Raw genomic sequence first — 16869 nt, forward strand, 5'->3', positions numbered from 1 at the left:
CTTATAACTCCTGTCGTTCAGATTAAATGATTATTCTTCTTCTGCCTCTGATTTGCTTGTATTCTTGCGGATGGACCATATCGGAAGGCGCAAAAAGGTGTCTTTCAAGCTTTGAATATTTACCGGGCTTAGAGGCGTAAGGTAAGGTTGTCCAAAAGATTCAAGCTTACACAAATGTACAAAAATAAGTGTCAACCCAAATGATATGCCAATATATCCGAACAAAGAGGCAGCAACCATAAGTGGAAACCGCATAAATCGGATCGCGGAGCTCATCTCGTTGGAAGGGATAAGAAAGGATGATATGGCAGTCAATGCAACAACGATGATCATTGCGTAGGAGACCAATCCAGCCTTAACAATGGCATCCCCGATGACCAAACCACCTACAATCCCAATGGTTTGACCTACACGGCTGGGCAGACGGAGCCCTGCCTCCCGCAGCAGTTCAAATATGAGTTCAAGCAGCATCGCTTCTACCAATGGGGGGAATGGGATCCGGGTCAGTGAACCTTGAATTGTGAAGAACAATTGCAAGGGAAGGACGCTGGAGTGAAAAGAAACGGTGGCAATATAGAGCGCGGGCAGTTGGAATGCTGTTACAAAACCAATCAGACGGATAAAACGGACAAAGGAAGCAATCAGCCATCGATTGCTATAATCATCCGGCGTCTGATAGAAGGTGAAGAAGCTGGCAGGTACAATCAGAGCTGTGGGATCTCCATCCAACAGGATTGTGACGTATCCTTTCAGCAAGTAGAAGGAGGTATGGTCTGGGCGCTCAGTATTGATATGTTGTGGAAATATAGAGTACGAATTATCCTCCGTTAATTCCTGAATAAAGCCGGTGGAGAGCACCGAATCAAGAGTGATTTTTTTTATTCTAGATTCTACTTTTTTTACTAATTCAGGTTTGGCAAGGTTCTCCATATAGATTAAAGCTACCTTTTTGGGAGCGATTTTCCCAAGGGTGAAGTAGCGAACAGTAAGGTTTGGAGTGGTGATTTGTTTACGGATCAGGTATAAGTTAACCGTCATATCTTCAATAAAACCGTTATGCGGCCCCCGAATAACTGCTTCATTCAGAGGTTCGGTTATGGTTCGTTCGTGTTTGGCAGGAGTAGAGAGGATATAAAATTCAGATATTCCTTCAACAAAGTAGAGGCAGCCTCCGTTAATAAGTCCCTGAATGCCTTTATTTAGTTCTGTTTCCACACCGAAGCTGAGCGTTGTAAATAGTTTGGAAAGCTCTTTGTTTTTGCTATTGTGAAAAGGAGCAATCACATTCTGCTCAACCAGCTCCATGTCTGCCATGGACTCTAGATAAAAGAGAATTCCTTCAGTTCCGTTAAAGGATATTCTTCTTTTTTTGAGATCATTTGAATAGAACAAGGCTGCTTCAATGAAATCGGCGTTTTGATCTACAGTAGTGAATGAGATCTGTGTTTGGTCAGTCATTAAGGGCGCTCGACTTTCGAGTTATTTTCCTTTAACGTTCCCGAATGATTTGCAGAATATTCCTGAATGAAAGTAACTAATTGGTATAGGTGTTTGTCTGTACAGCTTGAGAAACAAAACGATTCACTTATATTAATGGATAAAGTGACAAACACTTCGTCAATATAGATAGTTCTATAAGGTGAAGTATAATTAGTAATAAGAAATTTTAATTGAAATTTGCGAAATCCCGAGAGTATTTGTCAGGAATCTGATAGCATCCTTTTTAGGAATATGCTAAAATGACATAACGTCGTTTTCTCGACGCTGAGAATGTCAATAAACTATATTACATACAGAAAGATGAGGAGCCATGGCTGAAAATCAAACCCTTGATGCACTGCACACACCCGGTGCTGTCTTTTTTATCTTTGGGGCAACCGGAGATTTAGCCCGGCGTAAGCTTTTCCCGGCGATTTACAGCTTGTACCGTGAAGGTAAGCTGGCACATGATTTTGCGGTAATTGGCGTGGCGCGGCGTCCGCGTACTCAGGAAGAATTTAGAAGTGATGTGAAGGAATCCATCCTTGAATTCTGCCGTTATAAAGCGGGAGAAGAGAATGAATGGAATGAGTTTGTACAGCATTTTGAATACAAATCTCTGGACATCAACGATATTGATGGCTTCCGTGAATTAAGAGCTCAAACAGAAGCTCTTGAAGAGAAGTTTAGAATTCCGGGCAATCGGATGTTCTATCTTGCGCTGGCACCTGAATTGTTCGGCAGTGTCTCGTTCAACCTTAAGGCTGGAGGCATGCTGGATAGCACAGGTTGGAATCGCCTCGTCATCGAGAAGCCTTTTGGATATAATCTGGAATCAGCTGAGCAGCTGAACGAGCAGATCCGTGAGGTGTTCAAGGAAGAGGAGATCTACCGGATCGATCATTATCTTGGTAAAGAAATGGTTCAGAATATCGAAGTCATTCGTTTTGCAAATGCTTTTTTCGAGCCGCTTTGGAATAATAAGCATATTGCCAATATTCAAATTACACTTGGCGAAACCGTAGGTGTTGAAGAGCGTGGTGGTTATTATGACCATGCTGGAGCGTTACGGGATATGGGCCAGAATCATATATTGCAACTGCTGACTATGATTGCAATGGAACCACCAAGCCGTCTGCTTGCAGAAGATATTCGTGACGAGAAGGTGAAGGTACTTCGTTCACTTCGTCCTTATGGTACATCTGACGAGGTTCGTGAGAACGTCGTGAGAGCACAGTATATTCAAGGCTTGCATAATGGAAAGACCCTTCCTGCTTATCGTCAGGAAGATAAGGTTGATCCTGAATCGAGTACTGAGACGTATTTTGCTGCCCGTGTGTTTGTAGATAACTTCCGCTGGGCTGGAGTTCCTTTCTATATTCGTACAGGTAAACGTCTACCGGTGAAGACAACGGAAGTGGTAGTTGAGTTCAAGGGAATGCCAACCAATGTTTATTTGGGACAAAAGCATACGCTGGAGCCTAACCTGCTTGTTATCCGTGTGAACCCTATGGAAGGTATTTATGTAAAGATTAATGCCAAGAAGCCAGGTTCCGAGTCTGAAATTCAACCACTAGCTATGGACTTCTGTCAGAGCTGCTTGGTTGGAATCAATTCCCCGGAAGCTTACGAGCGTTTGCTTCATGACGCGGCACGTGGAGATTCCACTTATTTCACTCGTTGGGATGAGGTATCGTCGGCATGGTCGTTCGTGGATCGTATTGCGAAGGCTTGGAAGGAAGAGTCGAGTGATCTTTCTGCTTATCCTGCTGGCACTTGGGGTCCGGTTGAAGCGGATCAATTGCTTGCTCAGGATGGCTTCCATTGGTGGCCGGTAAACGGTCAGGAAGAAGATAATGTAGTATGGCTGAAGAATAACTAAACTTTGCTTTAATGCTATCTCCCTGCAGAGGATGCAGGGAGATTTTTTGTAATGCTGAGATTAGAGAACACTCAGCCTCCCCAGGCCACTCTGGCTCCAAATGCCGCTCGGGCGACAGGAGCATTTTTTAAATAACTGCACTTTGTACAATTAAAATCACATATTGGGTGGAAATTAGTCTTTTAAGTGTATTCTCTGCAACTATTTTCTCCGCATAAGGCCGAAAAGCTAGCACATTGAATTTTTAATTGCATCAAATACAACTAAAGGCGATTGGAAATGCTAATACTTCTTATAAGTGTAGGAAATACAACTATTTTACTATAAGAGACTGTGGAGAAATGTGAAACGAAATTAAGGGAGGGGCCTATATTCAACGGGGGGCCATGGGGAGCCCTGTTTTCAATTAACACACACCTCTTTGGGATGACCGAACGGAGATTATCCTCCAATATGCATGTTTTAGTCGAGCTTACGGACAAATGTATGCGAAAAACCTAATACAATGTGCCGCCAGTAACGTAAACGAGCCGAATGTATGCGAAAAACCTAATACAATGTGCCGCCAGTAACGTAAACGAGCCGAATGTATGCGAAAAACCGAATATATTGTGCCGCCGGTAACGTAAACGAGCCGATTGTATGCGAAAAACCTAATACAATGTGCCTCCGGTAACGTAAACGAGCTAGCGCTGTTATCTGCCCTGAATCACCCGTGAATGGGCTTGTTATTAGGGAATAAGTGCAATAAGGACGCAGTCAGGCGTTTTTCTTGTTGAGCTACGGGAACTGGTGAACAGGATATAGACTTGATTTGGGAGATATTTTGCTGCAATAGCTTTTTAGTAGATAATGTCTGCCGGATTTTGATATACTTTAGAGGATGCTTTCACTTGAAGCGGACTGGAGCTAGACCTAAGATAGCTATTCATTCAGAAATGAAGGGGTATGAACGATGAGCAGAGCACCGATTTGAAGATAACCCCAGTGTAATTGAAGCAGAAGCAGGAATTTTATATATGAAGGGATATGTGTAATGAACAAAGCAATAGATCAGAAGCTGCAAAAGGAAGTGGACAGACGCAGAACCTTTGCGATCATTTCCCACCCGGATGCGGGTAAAACAACTTTAACGGAAAAACTACTGTTATTCGGTGGTGCTATCCGTCTGGCGGGAACGGTTAAGGCCCGTAAGGCGAACAAGCATGCAACGAGTGACTGGATGGAAATTGAAAAGCAACGGGGGATTTCTGTTACTTCCTCTGTGATGCAATTTGATTATTTGAATCACCGCGTGAATATTTTGGATACACCGGGTCACCAAGACTTTAGTGAGGACACCTACCGTACACTAACAGCAGCGGATAGTGCGGTCATGCTTATCGACGTGGCAAAAGGTGTGGAAACCCAAACGACCAAGCTGTTTCAGGTATGTGCTAAACGTGGGATTCCGATTTTTACTTTTATCAATAAGCTGGACCGTGAAGGACGCAGTCCGTTTGATCTAATGGAAGAGTTGGAGCAGGTACTGGGTATTCGCTCTGTGCCTATGAACTGGCCGATTGGTAGTGGACGTGAGCTATGCGGCGTATATGACCGGATGAAGAATCAGGTGGAGCTGTTCCAAGGTGACGATCACTCCGTAATCAAGGTGCAAAAGGTTGACGGATATCGTGATCCAATCATTCGTGAAATGGCTGGGGAATATCTGCATGATCAACTGTGTCAGGATCTGGAGCTGCTGGATGTAGCAGGCGATGCTTTTGACTATGAAAAAGTACTAAGTGGTGAACTCACACCTGTGTTCTTTGGTAGTGCGATCAATAATTTCGGCGTACAGACTTTCCTCGATAATTTCTTGGATCTGGCACCGAAGCCTGAACCACGCCGTAGTACTACAGGTTTGGTAGAACCAATGAACGAGAAGTTTACTGGCTATGTGTTCAAAATCCAAGCCAATATGAACCCGGCTCACCGTGACCGGATTGCTTTTCTACGTATTGTGTCCGGGAAGTTCGAACGAGGTATGAGCGTGAAGCATGTACGTGCGGGTAAGGACATTAAGCTGGCCCAGCCGCAACAATTCTTAGCGCAAGACCGTGATATCGTAGAGGAAGCTTATCCGGGAGATATTATCGGGTTGTTTGATCCAGGTATTTTTAGAATTGGAGATACACTGAGTCAGGCCGGAGATTTGGAATTCGATGAGCTGCCAACATTCTCACCAGAGATTTTTGCTAAAGTGAGTATTAAAAATGCTTTGAAATCGAAGCAGTTCCAAAAGGGTGTCGATCAGCTGACTGAAGAGGGTATGATTCAAGTATTCCGTACGGTTAACTTTGACGATATTCTGCTCGGTGTAGTTGGACAACTGCAGTTTGAAGTGTTCGAGTACCGCATGAAGGGTGAATATGGTGTGGATGTTCAGTTGCAGCGTATGCCATACCAGTTCGCGCGTTGGATCGTAGATGATGCTAAACCGGATGCGAGTAAGTTCCGAATTAACTCTACGCTCGTTACAGATAAGAAGGGCAATTTTGTCGTGTTGTTCGAGAATGAATATGCTATGCGGACAGCGATGGATAAGAACCCGACAGCTACGTTCCTAGAGATGGCTCCAAAAGCATTGCTATAGTAAGGAAGCTACAACTTTCTGATTGTTAATAAAAACCTCCGCCTTCAGCGTGCAATTGCACAATTAGAAAGCGGAGGTTTTTGACTAGTTGCGGCTACTTATGACGTGATATTCCCGGGAGTAATCGTCTCCAGGTGATCATGCAGCATAGAAACCAAATTGTCTTGCTTAGCGGTGTCTAAGTCCTTCCATATCATTTCAAACACGGCGCCAAGTCCCGGGAGTGCTGCTTCCGGTCCGTCTACCGAGCCTTCGATCATATGCCGCAAATCTTCTTCAGATTGACCATGCACTTTATGAATAATCGCCTGGCGTAAGTCAATAGTAACCGGCATAAAGTACCTCCTTTTTGAAATATAGTGATATTCACTTCGTTTTAATGTACCCTGTATAGGTGCTGGAAATTCAAGTTTTTGTTTGTGTATGCTATACTGTTTTAGATATAGAAATGCTACGGGAGGTACATAAGACATGGCCAAAAAACAATATGCCATCATTGGCATGGGGCGTTTCGGATCCAGTGTTGCGAGAGCACTCAGCGGTATGGGGTTTGACGTACTTGCGATTGATGCGGACGAGCAGCGGACACAGGAGATTTCAAATATAGTAACACACGCCGTATCTGCAGATTCAACGGATGAAGAAGCGCTACGCGCACTTGGTATTCGCAATTTTGATGTGGTGGTTGTGGCTATTGGAGAGGACATTCAAGCAAGCATTCTTACAACTTTAATCCTGAAGGACCTTGGTGTACCAGCAATTATCGCAAAAGCAAAAAGTGAGCTGCACGGCAAAGTATTAGGGAAAATCGGTGCAGACAAGGTGATTTATCCTGAACGGGATATGGGAATGCGGGTTGCGCATCATTTGGCTTCGCCTAATATATTAGATTATATCGAGCTGTCGCCTGATTATAGTATTTTGGACATGAAGGTATCCGGATCGATGCTTGGGAAAAATCTACAAGAGCTCGATATCCGTGCAAAATATGGCTGTAACGTAATGGCTATTCGCCAAGGTGAAGAGATGAACATCTCCCCTCGCGCAGAGGATCGCTTGATCGATGGGGATATCCTTGTAATCGTTGGGCATAAAGATAACCTGACGAAGCTGGAGATCGCGTATCAGTAGGTGAGTGTCCTGATAGAGTACGTTATTCCGAGGAAAGTTGGACTTCCGGTCGCTGTTGTCTCCAGATTTTTTGATTTGAACCGCTTGCTGCGGATAAAATCCCGAGACAAAGGCGAACGCTTACGCTCCTACAGTTCCAAATTTCCTCTCCATAACGTAATCATCAGGTTTATATGGGATTAGAAATGAAGAAGAATAAAGATAAGAGCAAGAATAACTGGCAAGGCATAAGAAAGGAAGACTTTATGGAAATCATGTCTCCGCAAAATACGCGGGTTAAAGAGTGGGCCGGGCTGCAGGAGAAAAAGCACCGTGACAAGGCTCGTAAATATATCGTAGAAGGCGTTCATCTGGTACAGGAAGCGCTGCTGGCTGAAGCAGATGTGGAATGCCTTGCTTATGACCTGGACAAGGGAATGCCCGCTGAACTGAAGGGGCTTCTTCAGTCCGTTCAGGGCATGGATGTGATCGGCGTAACAGCGGCGATCATCTCGAAATGCAGCAGCACTAATACACCGCAGCCGGTGTTCGCCATCGTGCGGAAGGAACAGCAGGCGGTAGAGGCTATCCTAGCGAAGAAGGATAGTCTGGTGGTTGTCCTGGACGGTGTCCAGGACCCCGGTAATGTCGGCACCATCATCCGCAGCGCGGATGCAGCGGGAGCAGACGGAGTGATCCTCGGCCAAGGCTGTGCCGACCTCTACAATCCGAAGACCATTCGTTCCACGATGGGCTCGATGTTTCATCTCCCGGTGGTGGAGGGAGATTTAAGTGAGATTTTGCCACAGGCCCGGGAACGCGGGGCATTGCTGGTAAGTACTTCGCTGCAGGGAGAAGAATCGTGCTATCAGCATGATTTTCACGGCAGTCAGTGGCTGTTGATTGGCAGTGAGGGCAAAGGCATTTCGCCGGAAACTGCGCGACTCGTGGACAAGAGTATCATCATCCCGATGGCAGGCCGCGCTGAATCACTAAATGCGGCGATGGCCGCGACGATTTTGCTGTTTGAGGGAATGAGACAGCGAGAGGCTTAAGTTGTTTCTAAAAAAGGAACGGACGATAAAAAACTGCAAGCTCATGATTGAGTTGCAGTTTTTTTGTCGTTTTTAAGAAGCCTGCTCAAACTGGCTATTGTAGAGCTCTGCATAGAATCCGTTCTGAGCCAGCAATTCTGCGTGGCTGCCGCTTTCCAAGATATCGCCGTCCTTCAGGACCAGAATCACATCAGCATTCTTGATCGTTGAGAGCCGGTGTGCGATAACGAAAGAGGTTCTGCCTTCCATAAGCTTATCCATCGCCTGCTGAATCAGCAGTTCTGTACGGGTATCCACCGAGCTTGTAGCTTCATCAAGAATGAGCATCGGCGCATCTTTCAGCATCGCGCGAGCGATGGTCAGCTGCTGCTTTTGGCCGGCGGACAGATTAACTTTATCGTTCAGTACGGTGTTGTATCCGTCACTTAAGGATTTAATGAAACGGTGCAGGCCAACGGACTTGCAAGCCTCTATAAGCTTCTCGTCTGTAATGTTCTGCTGATTGTAAATCAGGTTCTCTTTGATGGTACCCTCAAACAGCCAGGTATCCTGCAGGACCATACAGAACAGATCATGAATGTTCTCTCTCGTAAGGCTGCTGATCGGCGTATCATCGATGTAGATTTCTCCGCCCGTTAATTCGTTGAACCGGATGAGCAGATTGACCAGCGTAGTTTTGCCTGCGCCGGTAGGACCAACGATCGCCACTTTTTGCCCAGGTTTTACATCTGTCGAGAAGTTATTGATAATCAGTTTTTCTGAAGTCTCATACGCAAATTGTACTTGGTCAAATTTCACTTTACCTTTAGCAGTTGGCAGTGTGTTCTCTTTGTGGCTCTCGTCTTCCATTTCCTCAGCCTCCAGAAATTCGAACACGCGTCCGCCAGCTGCAGATGCAGCTTGCAGGCTCTGCGCGGCCTGGGCAATCTGGGACAACGGCTGGGTAAAGTAACGTACATACATAATGAAGGCGACGATAACCCCAAATGAAATCGTACCGTTCATGGCGAGTACACCTCCAACGATACAGACGGCAACGAATCCTAGATTACCAATAAAGCCCATCAGGGGTGGCATCAGCCCAGAGAGGAATTGCGCTTTGAAGGCGCTGTTCTTCAGTCCCTGATTTAATTCCTGGAAGGTAGTGCGCATCTGCGCTTCGCCATTATACGCTTTAACTACATTATGTCCTGTGTACACTTCTTCGACATGACCGTTGATTTTACCTAAATACTCCTGCTGGCTAGCAAAATATTTCTGCGATTTCTTCATAATGACCACCATAAGGCCAAAGCCGATGATCGTTGCCACGATAGCGGTAAGGGTCATAATTACATTGGTCTTCAGCATCATGACGATTGAACCGACGAACATAGCTAAGGCGGTTACGACATTACCAATACTCTGATTCATCGATTGCCCGATGGTATCTACATCATTCGTTACCCGGGATAAAATATCACCTGTGGCCGATTTATTATAGTAGGAGATTGGAAGTTTGTTCATTTTATGAGCCAGATCAGTTCTTAATTTCTTCGAGACCTTCTGGGTAATAATCGACATGATCAAGCCTTGCGAGAGTGACAACAACGCACCGACGCCGTAAATTACGACGAGGGTAATGCCAATGGTAGTAATGCCGTCCATATCGATGCTGCCGGTAAGACCAGCTGTAATTTTGTCGGTGATCTCGGAGAGTTTGTCCGGACCGAATAACGTGAGCACCGTCCCAGCTGCCGCGCAGATTAGCGCAATCACAATAACCGGAACATATTTACGGCAGTAGCGGAGCAGCTTGCTCCATGTATTCTGGCCTTTATTTTTGGTTTTCATTATGCAAGCTCCTCCTTTGTAAGCTGAGAATAAGCAATTTCCTGATAGACGTCGCAGGACTGCATTAGTTCGTCATGGGTTCCCATGCCTGCGATTCGTCCGGCTTCCAGCACAATGATCTTGTCGGCATCTTTAATCGTACCAATACGCTGTGCAACGATCAGCATCGTTGAATCATGCGCGTCTTTCTTAAGCTCACTGCGCAGTTTGCGGTCAGTCTTATAGTCAAGCGCGGAGAAAGAATCGTCAAAGATTAATATTTCTGGACGCCGGGCAATCGCTCTGGCAATCGACAGCCGCTGTTTTTGCCCGCCAGACAGATTCGTTCCGCCTTGGGCGATATGGGCATCATAGTTCCCCTCTAGCTTTTCTACAAATTCAGAGGATTGGGAAGTGTACACCGCATCTACAATATCTGAACTGAGGACCTGACCGGATCCGTTCTCACCAAATGCAATATTGGAGGACACTGTTCCGCCAAATAGAACAGCCTTCTGAGAGACATAGCCCATTTTATTCCGCAGCGCTTGCTGGTCGTATTCTCTGACATTGATACCATTTACCAGCACTTCGCCTTCTGTAGCATCATAGAAACGGGGAATGAGGTTAACAAGTGTACTTTTCCCGCAGCCTGTAGATCCGATAAAAGCAACCGTCTCCCCCTGCTTCGCCGTGAAGCTGATGTTCTCCAATACATATTCCTCTGCATCTGGATATTTGAAGCTAACCCCCTTGAATTCAATCTCATCTTCTCGCTTCACAGGGAATTGAGTTACTGATCCATTCTTCAAGCTAGGTACTGTTTCTAGCACTTCATTGATACGTTTAGCCGATACTTGAGCACGGGGCAGTAGAATAAAGATCATAATCAGCATCATAAAGGCCATAACCACTTGCATGGCATAAGATGAGAATACGATCATATCTGAGAACAAGCCCATCTTGGCAGTGCCCTCGGCTGCTTGAATGAGCACTGCACCCACCCAATAGATGGAGAGACTGAGTCCACTCATAATCAAAGTAATACTCGGCATCAATAGGGTCATTACATTGTTGGCAAATAGGTTGGTACTGGTAAGCTCGTTGTTAGCTACAGCGAACTTCTGTTCTTGATATTCCTCGGCATTATAAGCCCGGATGACACGAAGACCGTTAAGATTCTCTCTGGATACACGATTCAGATTATCTGTAAGCAGCTGCAGCTTTTTAAATTTAGGCAGGACGAGCACGATACAGACTGCGACAATAACTACTAGCAATGCGACCGCGGCACCTGTCGTAAGAGTCCATTCCCAGCTTTTGCCCGAAATCTTGAGTATCGCCCACACTGCGAGGATGGGGGCTTTCACAAGTAGCTGTAAGCCGATCACAATCAGCATTTGTACTTGCGTGATGTCATTCGTGGAACGGGTAATTAGACTGGCCGTTGAGAAGTTGCTGATCTCCTCCATGGAGAAGGACTGCACCTTATCGAACAATTTGGAACGCAGTCTTGCAGACAAATCGGCCGCTATTCTTGCAGCAATGCCCGCTACAACAACCGAGGTGGCCAGACTGCCAAGAGCACAGAGCAGCATCCAACCGCCTGCGACAAGGATTTCATTCATTTCGCTTCCTGGTGTCTGGATCAGCCGGGTAATATCACTCATGTAGTCAGGCAGTTCTAAATCCAGCCAGACTTGAGCGATAATGAACATGAGACTGATACCGAATAAGAACCATTCTTTGGGTTCCAGATTCTTGAGTAATTTCAACATAAGAATGACTCCTTTGCATTATCGTTGCTATGATCTTAACGGAGAATGATAAACTGAAAGTTAACTTTTGATATGAAAAGAAAGAAGAGACCGTCCCTTAAGCCATAGAATGACTGCTTGGGGTGGTCTCTTCTGTTTGAGCAGATATACGTGAACACATTAGCATTTTATAAAAAATACACATAATCTATGAATTCTTCAATAAAGTCTGCGCCAGTTTCACTTTTCCTTTTTTGATACATTGTGAATCCAACACTTTCGTACATCCGTTGAGCAGGGTTTAAATCGTCATTCGTGGTTACAATAATTTTTGTTACATCATTCTGGGTGATTCTATTAACCGCCTCTTGAAGCTGGATTTTACCATAGCCATTGCCTTTATGTTTTGAAGCAATGCAATTATGCCCAATTTCTGCATACTCAGGCATGTTTCTCGGGTCCCACACCACAAATCCGATGGGTTCATCATTTACAGTTGTGATAAAAGCATATCTATCTGCAATTTGTAAATGGTCAAAGAAAAAGTTGTCAAAATCCTGCCAATCAGAAATAGAGTTTTGTTCATATCTGCGATCAAATGAATACGCATCTGTCAATAATTCAAGGAGAATTCCCCGGTTAAAGCCGCTCAGTTTTTTGAATTGTACACTCATTTACTGGTAACCCCCAATTCTTTAGTTACCTTTTTAAAATCGGGGAGCAGCACGGTGAAAGTGGTTCCTTGTATTGGAACACTGTCGCAGGTGACGGTTCCGCCGTGCAGCTCAATGATTTTTCGGACAATCGTAAGCCCCAGGCCATTACCGGCAGTAGAGTGAGAGGTATCTTGCTGATAGAACTTGTCGAAGACCTTGGGAAGTGCACTTGGACTGATGCCTGCTCCATTATCACGGAACGTAATTTCAACCTGATCTTTCATCTGCCTCATAGTAACTTCGATTTCGCCGTGCTCAGGAGTGAATTTAATCGCATTGTCCAATAAATTCAGCCAGACCTGGTTCAGCATCTCTTTATTCCCAGGCACCATATAGTCCTGTACGTTGGCTTTGAAGGAAATATGCTTTTTCGTAAGTTTAGTATGCAGTAGCAGGACACATTGGCGAATTTGTTCTCCGACATTGAAGGGCTGTCGATCAGTTAATATGGCCTGTGCTTCCACTTTGGAGAGGTTCAATACATTGGAGGCTAGTGTAGCCAGACGGGTAGATTCCTCGATAATAATATCCAGATATTCATTCCGTTCATCCTTACTCAGCTCATCATCCTTCAGGATTTCAGCAAACCCTTTAATAGACACAATCGGAGTACGGAATTCATGGGAGAAATTGTTTACAAAGTCTGTTCGCAGAATTTCAATGCCACCCAGTTCCTCGGCCATCCGGTTAATATTCTCGGAAAGAATCTTGAATTCCGGAGGGTGCTTGAGCTGCAGTCGCATGGAGAAATCGCCTCCGGCCAGTTGGTCAATAGCATCAATAAATGTGCGGATTGATTTCAGCATCCTGCGACTGGTAATTACTGATGTGAAGGTGCCGATAATAATGCAGGCAATCAATATAATCAAGGTGAGAATTTTTTTGTCCTGAAGAATCCGCTCATCGAGTAGGCCGAAGGCTAAGGACAAGTAGGTCAGAATTCCGGTGATTAACACTGTAATGAGGAAAATAATGAATACAGCAAGCGAGAAGTAGATTGGCAGACTGATTTTGCTGCTTAGCTTTTTGATCATTTTCTCACCGCCTTGTATCCGAGACCGCGGACGGACACAAGTTCGAATTCCGGATAGTTTTCAAACCGTTTCCGCAATCGGTTGATATGTACATTAACCGTAGTGTCCGTAGTCTCGCTGTCCATCCCCCAGATTTCGTCCATCAGCTGGATTCGAGTGAAAATGCGCTCCGGATAGGATAAAAGCTTATAAAGGAGATGGAATTCCTTCTGGGGAAGCATCTGTTTTTCATTGTCTCGAGTTACTGTTAACGTATCAAAATCAAGAATAATTTTACCGACTACAAGCTTACGGGCGCTTACAATCTGCGAGCGGCGCAGTAGGGCTTGTATTCTCAACAGCATTTCTTCTGTATCTACAGGTTTGGTCATATAATCGTCGGTTCCGAGGCGAAAGCCTTTTTTCTTATCTTCTGGAAGCTGTTTGGCCGTGGCCATGAGGATCGGGATCATGTTGTTCGCATTCCTTAGCTCCTCGGCAAATTCATAACCATCCATCCCCGGCATCATGATGTCGAGAATAATTAGATCAATATGCTGGATTTCAAGAACTTCCAGTGCCTGGATTCCATTCTCGGCGGTTAATACTTCATAACCTTCCCGTTTCAGGACCGCGTTCATCAGCTTTCTGACATGCTTATCGTCTTCCACAACGAGGATCTTAATCATGGTTTCACTCCAATAGGTTTCGGATTTGACCGCTTTCCCCCATAATTCTAATTGATAAAAGTACTAAAGACAAAATCTTTAGTGGTTGGGCAAACTAGTTGTCTCCCGTTGAATTAGTTGAAACGACAGCGGCTGCAGCTCCATGTCCCTACCAAGCAGCGCTGGAGCCAACAGAAGAAAAGCATTCTCCGCTTGTCCCGCAATCGGATTCAGAATGGTCGTGATTCCAAGAGTTCGCGACAGCTCTGAATTATCAAAACCAACGATGGCGAGATCCCCGGGTACGTCCAATTTGTGCCTGCGTGCTTCGTTGAGAATACCCGCTGCCACCAAATCATTGGAGCACAGAATCGCATCTGGCCGGTCTGTTTCATCCATAAGGGAGCGCAGCAACTGCTCTCCGTCGTGGATACTGTAAATCGTAGAGTAATACCATTTCTCCATAACGGGCAGATTATATTTGGTCATGATTTGCTCATAGGCCAGGCGTCTGCTGTGGGTATTGATGCTGCTAGGACGGCCGAAAGCATTAGCGATGCGCTTATAACCTCGCTCTATCAGATGCTCCAGAGCAAGTGCATATCCATCATACTGGTTCATGGCAACGGACGGTATTTCAGGATGGTCCATACGCTGCCAGGATACGATTGGCCCGTATTTGCAGTAGGAAGAGATAACATTCTGTGCGTTGACGGAGGTCAGGATGAGCAGGGCGTCGACTCGTTTCATTTTGAGATCTTCAAAAGCCTGAAGCTCCTTCTGCTTATCCCCGCCGGTAGTATAAATAATCGTCTGGTATCCGTAACGACCTGAGATTTCGACGAAGCTGTTCATAAAACTCAGAATAAGCTCGTTTAGGTCCATGGTGATCATGCCGATTTGTTGTGTTTGACCTTTGGATAAAGAAATGGCATTTCGGTTAGGAACATAGTCCGTTTCTTTCATGATGGCGAGAATTTTCGCACGAGTCTCCTTGCTAACATGAGGCGATTGGTTCAGGACGCGGGACACCGTGGCTTTGGAAAAGCCCGACAGCTTAGCGATTTCGTCAAGAGTGGACATCGGTTTGTTCTCCTTCACATGATTAGTACTTGACATGTAACGCGTTCCAAGGTTTAGGATTCGAATTAGAGCAGTAATCCTATACTATCACAATAGCAAAGGCGGGAAAAAATATGGAATTGCAATTTCCAAAAGGATTCTTATGGGGCGGTGCTGTAGCAGCGAACCAGCTTGAAGGAGCATATCAGGAAGATGGTAAAGGGTGGTCCACCCAAGATGTTATGCCGAAGGGAATTAAGTCTGCGCCTACAGAGGTACCTACCGAAGATAATATGAAGTTAATAGGTATCGATTTCTATCACCGATATAAAGAAGATATTAAGCTGTTCGCGGAAATGGGCTTTAAAGTATTCCGGACGTCCATTGCCTGGTCCCGGATTTTTCCAAAAGGGGACGAGCTGGAGCCCAATGAAAAAGGTCTGCAGTTTTACGACGACCTATTCGATGAGTGTCATAAATACGGCATCGAGCCACTGGTGACTATCTCCCATTATGAAACTCCGCTACATCTGGCAAGAGAATATGATGGATGGGTTAACCGTAAGATGGTGGATTTTTACGAGCGCTATGTGAGAACGATATATAATCGTTACAAGAACAAGGTTAAATATTGGCTGACCTTTAACGAGATTAACTCCATTCTTGAGTTCCCATTTATGAGTGGCGGGATCAATACGCCGTTAGAGAAATTGAGTAAGCAGGATCTGTATCAAGCTATTCATCATGAGTTCATAGCAAGTGCTCTGGCTGTGAAAATCGGCCATGAAATCAATCCTGATTTCCAAATCGGGTGTATGGTGCTCAGTATGCCGATTTATCCGCTCACTCCGCATCCGGACGATTTGATCAAGGCAATGCAAAGTGATCACAAAAATATGTTCTTTGCGGATGTTCATGCTAGAGGGTATTACCCTGGCTATATGAAGCGGTTCTTCAAAGAAAATGGGATTCACATTCATTTTGAACCAGGGGACGAAGAGATTCTGAAGCATACTGTGGATTTCATATCGTTCAGTTACTATATGAGCACTTGTGAAACGGCTGATCCAGAGAAACAGATCAGAGGAGAAGGGAACCTGCTGGGTGGGGTGCCTAATCCGTATCTGGAAGCGAGCGAATGGGGCTGGCAGATCGACCCACAAGGCTTGCGTTATGTTATGAATATGTTCTACGACCGATATCAGAAACCGCTGTTTATCGTGGAAAATGGTCTTGGCGCTGTCGATCAGCTGGTATTAGATGGGAACGGCGAAAAGGTAATAAACGACGACTATCGGATCAATTATTTACGAGATCATCTGGTTCAGGTCGCGGAGGCTATTGCCGACGGAGTGGAAGTCATGGGCTATACAAGCTGGGGCTGCATCGACTTGGTTAGCGCAACGAGCGCCGAACTAAAGAAACGTTATGGCTTCATTTATGTGGACCGTCATGATGATGGTTCAGGTACTCTTGAACGATACCGGAAGAAGTCCTTCCACTGGTACAAAGAAGTGATTGAATCAAATGGACAGAACCTGTTCTAGGATGTCGGTTGACATCATGAATTGAACATGTTAATTTGTAAATAACAATTAATCGGATATCAGGATTGCTACTGCATAGCAGGCAAAACCTAAGTTTCATTTATGTTTACGGGAGATTTTTCTCTCGTGCATG

At 45.1% G+C, this 16869-nt stretch carries 13 protein-coding genes; 5 read left to right on the forward strand and 8 right to left on the reverse strand.

Features of this window, described 5'->3' with window-relative positions:
- Nucleotides 1–30: 30 nt before the first annotated feature.
- A complete protein-coding gene (locus tag MKX60_RS08305) occupies nucleotides 31–1458 on the reverse strand; it encodes a spore germination protein (RefSeq protein ID WP_341051697.1) in 1428 nt (475 codons plus the stop codon).
- 352 nt (nucleotides 1459–1810) lie between these two features.
- Between MKX60_RS08305 and zwf the strand changes: the two genes are divergently transcribed.
- Nucleotides 1811–3361 (forward strand): glucose-6-phosphate dehydrogenase, encoded by a 1551-nt coding sequence (gene zwf / locus MKX60_RS08310; RefSeq protein ID WP_042191750.1) that lies wholly within the window; start codon nucleotides 1811–1813, stop codon nucleotides 3359–3361.
- 1036 nt (nucleotides 3362–4397) lie between these two features.
- Complete coding sequence (locus MKX60_RS08315) at nucleotides 4398–5996, forward strand: peptide chain release factor 3 (RefSeq protein ID WP_076285313.1); 1599 nt, start codon at nucleotides 4398–4400, stop codon at nucleotides 5994–5996.
- A 98-nt stretch (nucleotides 5997–6094) separates the two neighbouring features.
- Here MKX60_RS08315 and MKX60_RS08320 read toward each other — a convergent pair whose 3' ends face one another.
- Entirely contained in the window at nucleotides 6095–6331 is a 237-nt protein-coding gene (locus MKX60_RS08320) for a small acid-soluble spore protein SspI (RefSeq protein WP_042130985.1), read from the reverse strand.
- A gap of 136 nt (nucleotides 6332–6467) precedes the next feature.
- On the opposite strand from MKX60_RS08320, the gene MKX60_RS08325 reads away from it, so the two are divergent.
- Together MKX60_RS08325 and MKX60_RS08330 are read left to right on the forward strand one after the other, a co-directional pair.
- Complete coding sequence (locus MKX60_RS08325) at nucleotides 6468–7127, forward strand: potassium channel family protein (protein ID WP_076285312.1); 660 nt, start codon at nucleotides 6468–6470, stop codon at nucleotides 7125–7127.
- A 245-nt stretch (nucleotides 7128–7372) separates the two neighbouring features.
- Nucleotides 7373–8161: a TrmH family RNA methyltransferase gene (locus MKX60_RS08330; RefSeq protein ID WP_042194519.1), complete on the forward strand. Its 789-nt coding sequence runs from the start codon at nucleotides 7373–7375 to the stop codon at nucleotides 8159–8161.
- Nucleotides 8162–8233: 72 nt separating this feature from the next.
- On the opposite strand, the gene MKX60_RS08335 is transcribed toward MKX60_RS08330, so the two are convergent.
- The 6 genes from MKX60_RS08335 to MKX60_RS08360 all read right to left on the reverse strand — a co-directional run bounded on the left by MKX60_RS08335 (nucleotide 8234) and on the right by MKX60_RS08360 (nucleotide 15210).
- A complete protein-coding gene (locus tag MKX60_RS08335) occupies nucleotides 8234–9994 on the reverse strand; it encodes an ABC transporter ATP-binding protein (RefSeq protein WP_341059505.1) in 1761 nt (586 codons plus the stop codon).
- The gene (locus MKX60_RS08340) at nucleotides 9994–11751 is read right to left on the reverse strand and encodes an ABC transporter ATP-binding protein (RefSeq protein ID WP_339798574.1); all 1758 of its coding nucleotides are present in this window, start codon (nucleotides 11749–11751) and stop codon (nucleotides 9994–9996) included. Before MKX60_RS08340 ends, MKX60_RS08335 begins: the two co-directional genes overlap by 1 nt.
- A 167-nt stretch (nucleotides 11752–11918) precedes the next feature.
- Nucleotides 11919–12404 (reverse strand): GNAT family N-acetyltransferase, encoded by a 486-nt coding sequence (locus tag MKX60_RS08345; RefSeq protein ID WP_076300390.1) that lies wholly within the window; start codon nucleotides 12402–12404, stop codon nucleotides 11919–11921.
- Nucleotides 12401–13480 (reverse strand): HAMP domain-containing sensor histidine kinase, encoded by a 1080-nt coding sequence (locus MKX60_RS08350; protein ID WP_341059506.1) that lies wholly within the window; start codon nucleotides 13478–13480, stop codon nucleotides 12401–12403. Before MKX60_RS08350 ends, MKX60_RS08345 begins: the two co-directional genes overlap by 4 nt.
- Nucleotides 13477–14148, reverse strand: a complete 672-nt coding sequence (locus MKX60_RS08355; protein WP_076285307.1) for a response regulator transcription factor — start codon at nucleotides 14146–14148, stop codon at nucleotides 13477–13479. The genes MKX60_RS08350 and MKX60_RS08355 overlap by 4 nt, the downstream gene beginning before the upstream one ends.
- 78 nt (nucleotides 14149–14226) lie before the next feature.
- A complete protein-coding gene (locus MKX60_RS08360) occupies nucleotides 14227–15210 on the reverse strand; it encodes a LacI family DNA-binding transcriptional regulator (protein WP_076285306.1) in 984 nt (327 codons plus the stop codon).
- A gap of 113 nt (nucleotides 15211–15323) precedes the next feature.
- Between MKX60_RS08360 and MKX60_RS08365 the strand changes: the two genes are divergently transcribed.
- Nucleotides 15324–16736: a glycoside hydrolase family 1 protein gene (locus MKX60_RS08365; protein ID WP_076285305.1), complete on the forward strand. Its 1413-nt coding sequence runs from the start codon at nucleotides 15324–15326 to the stop codon at nucleotides 16734–16736.
- The last annotated feature ends 133 nt before the right edge of the window (nucleotides 16737–16869 follow it).

Source organism: Paenibacillus sp. FSL R5-0914, assembly GCF_038004525.1.
In the GTDB taxonomy this organism is placed as follows: domain Bacteria; phylum Bacillota; class Bacilli; order Paenibacillales; family Paenibacillaceae; genus Paenibacillus_AQ.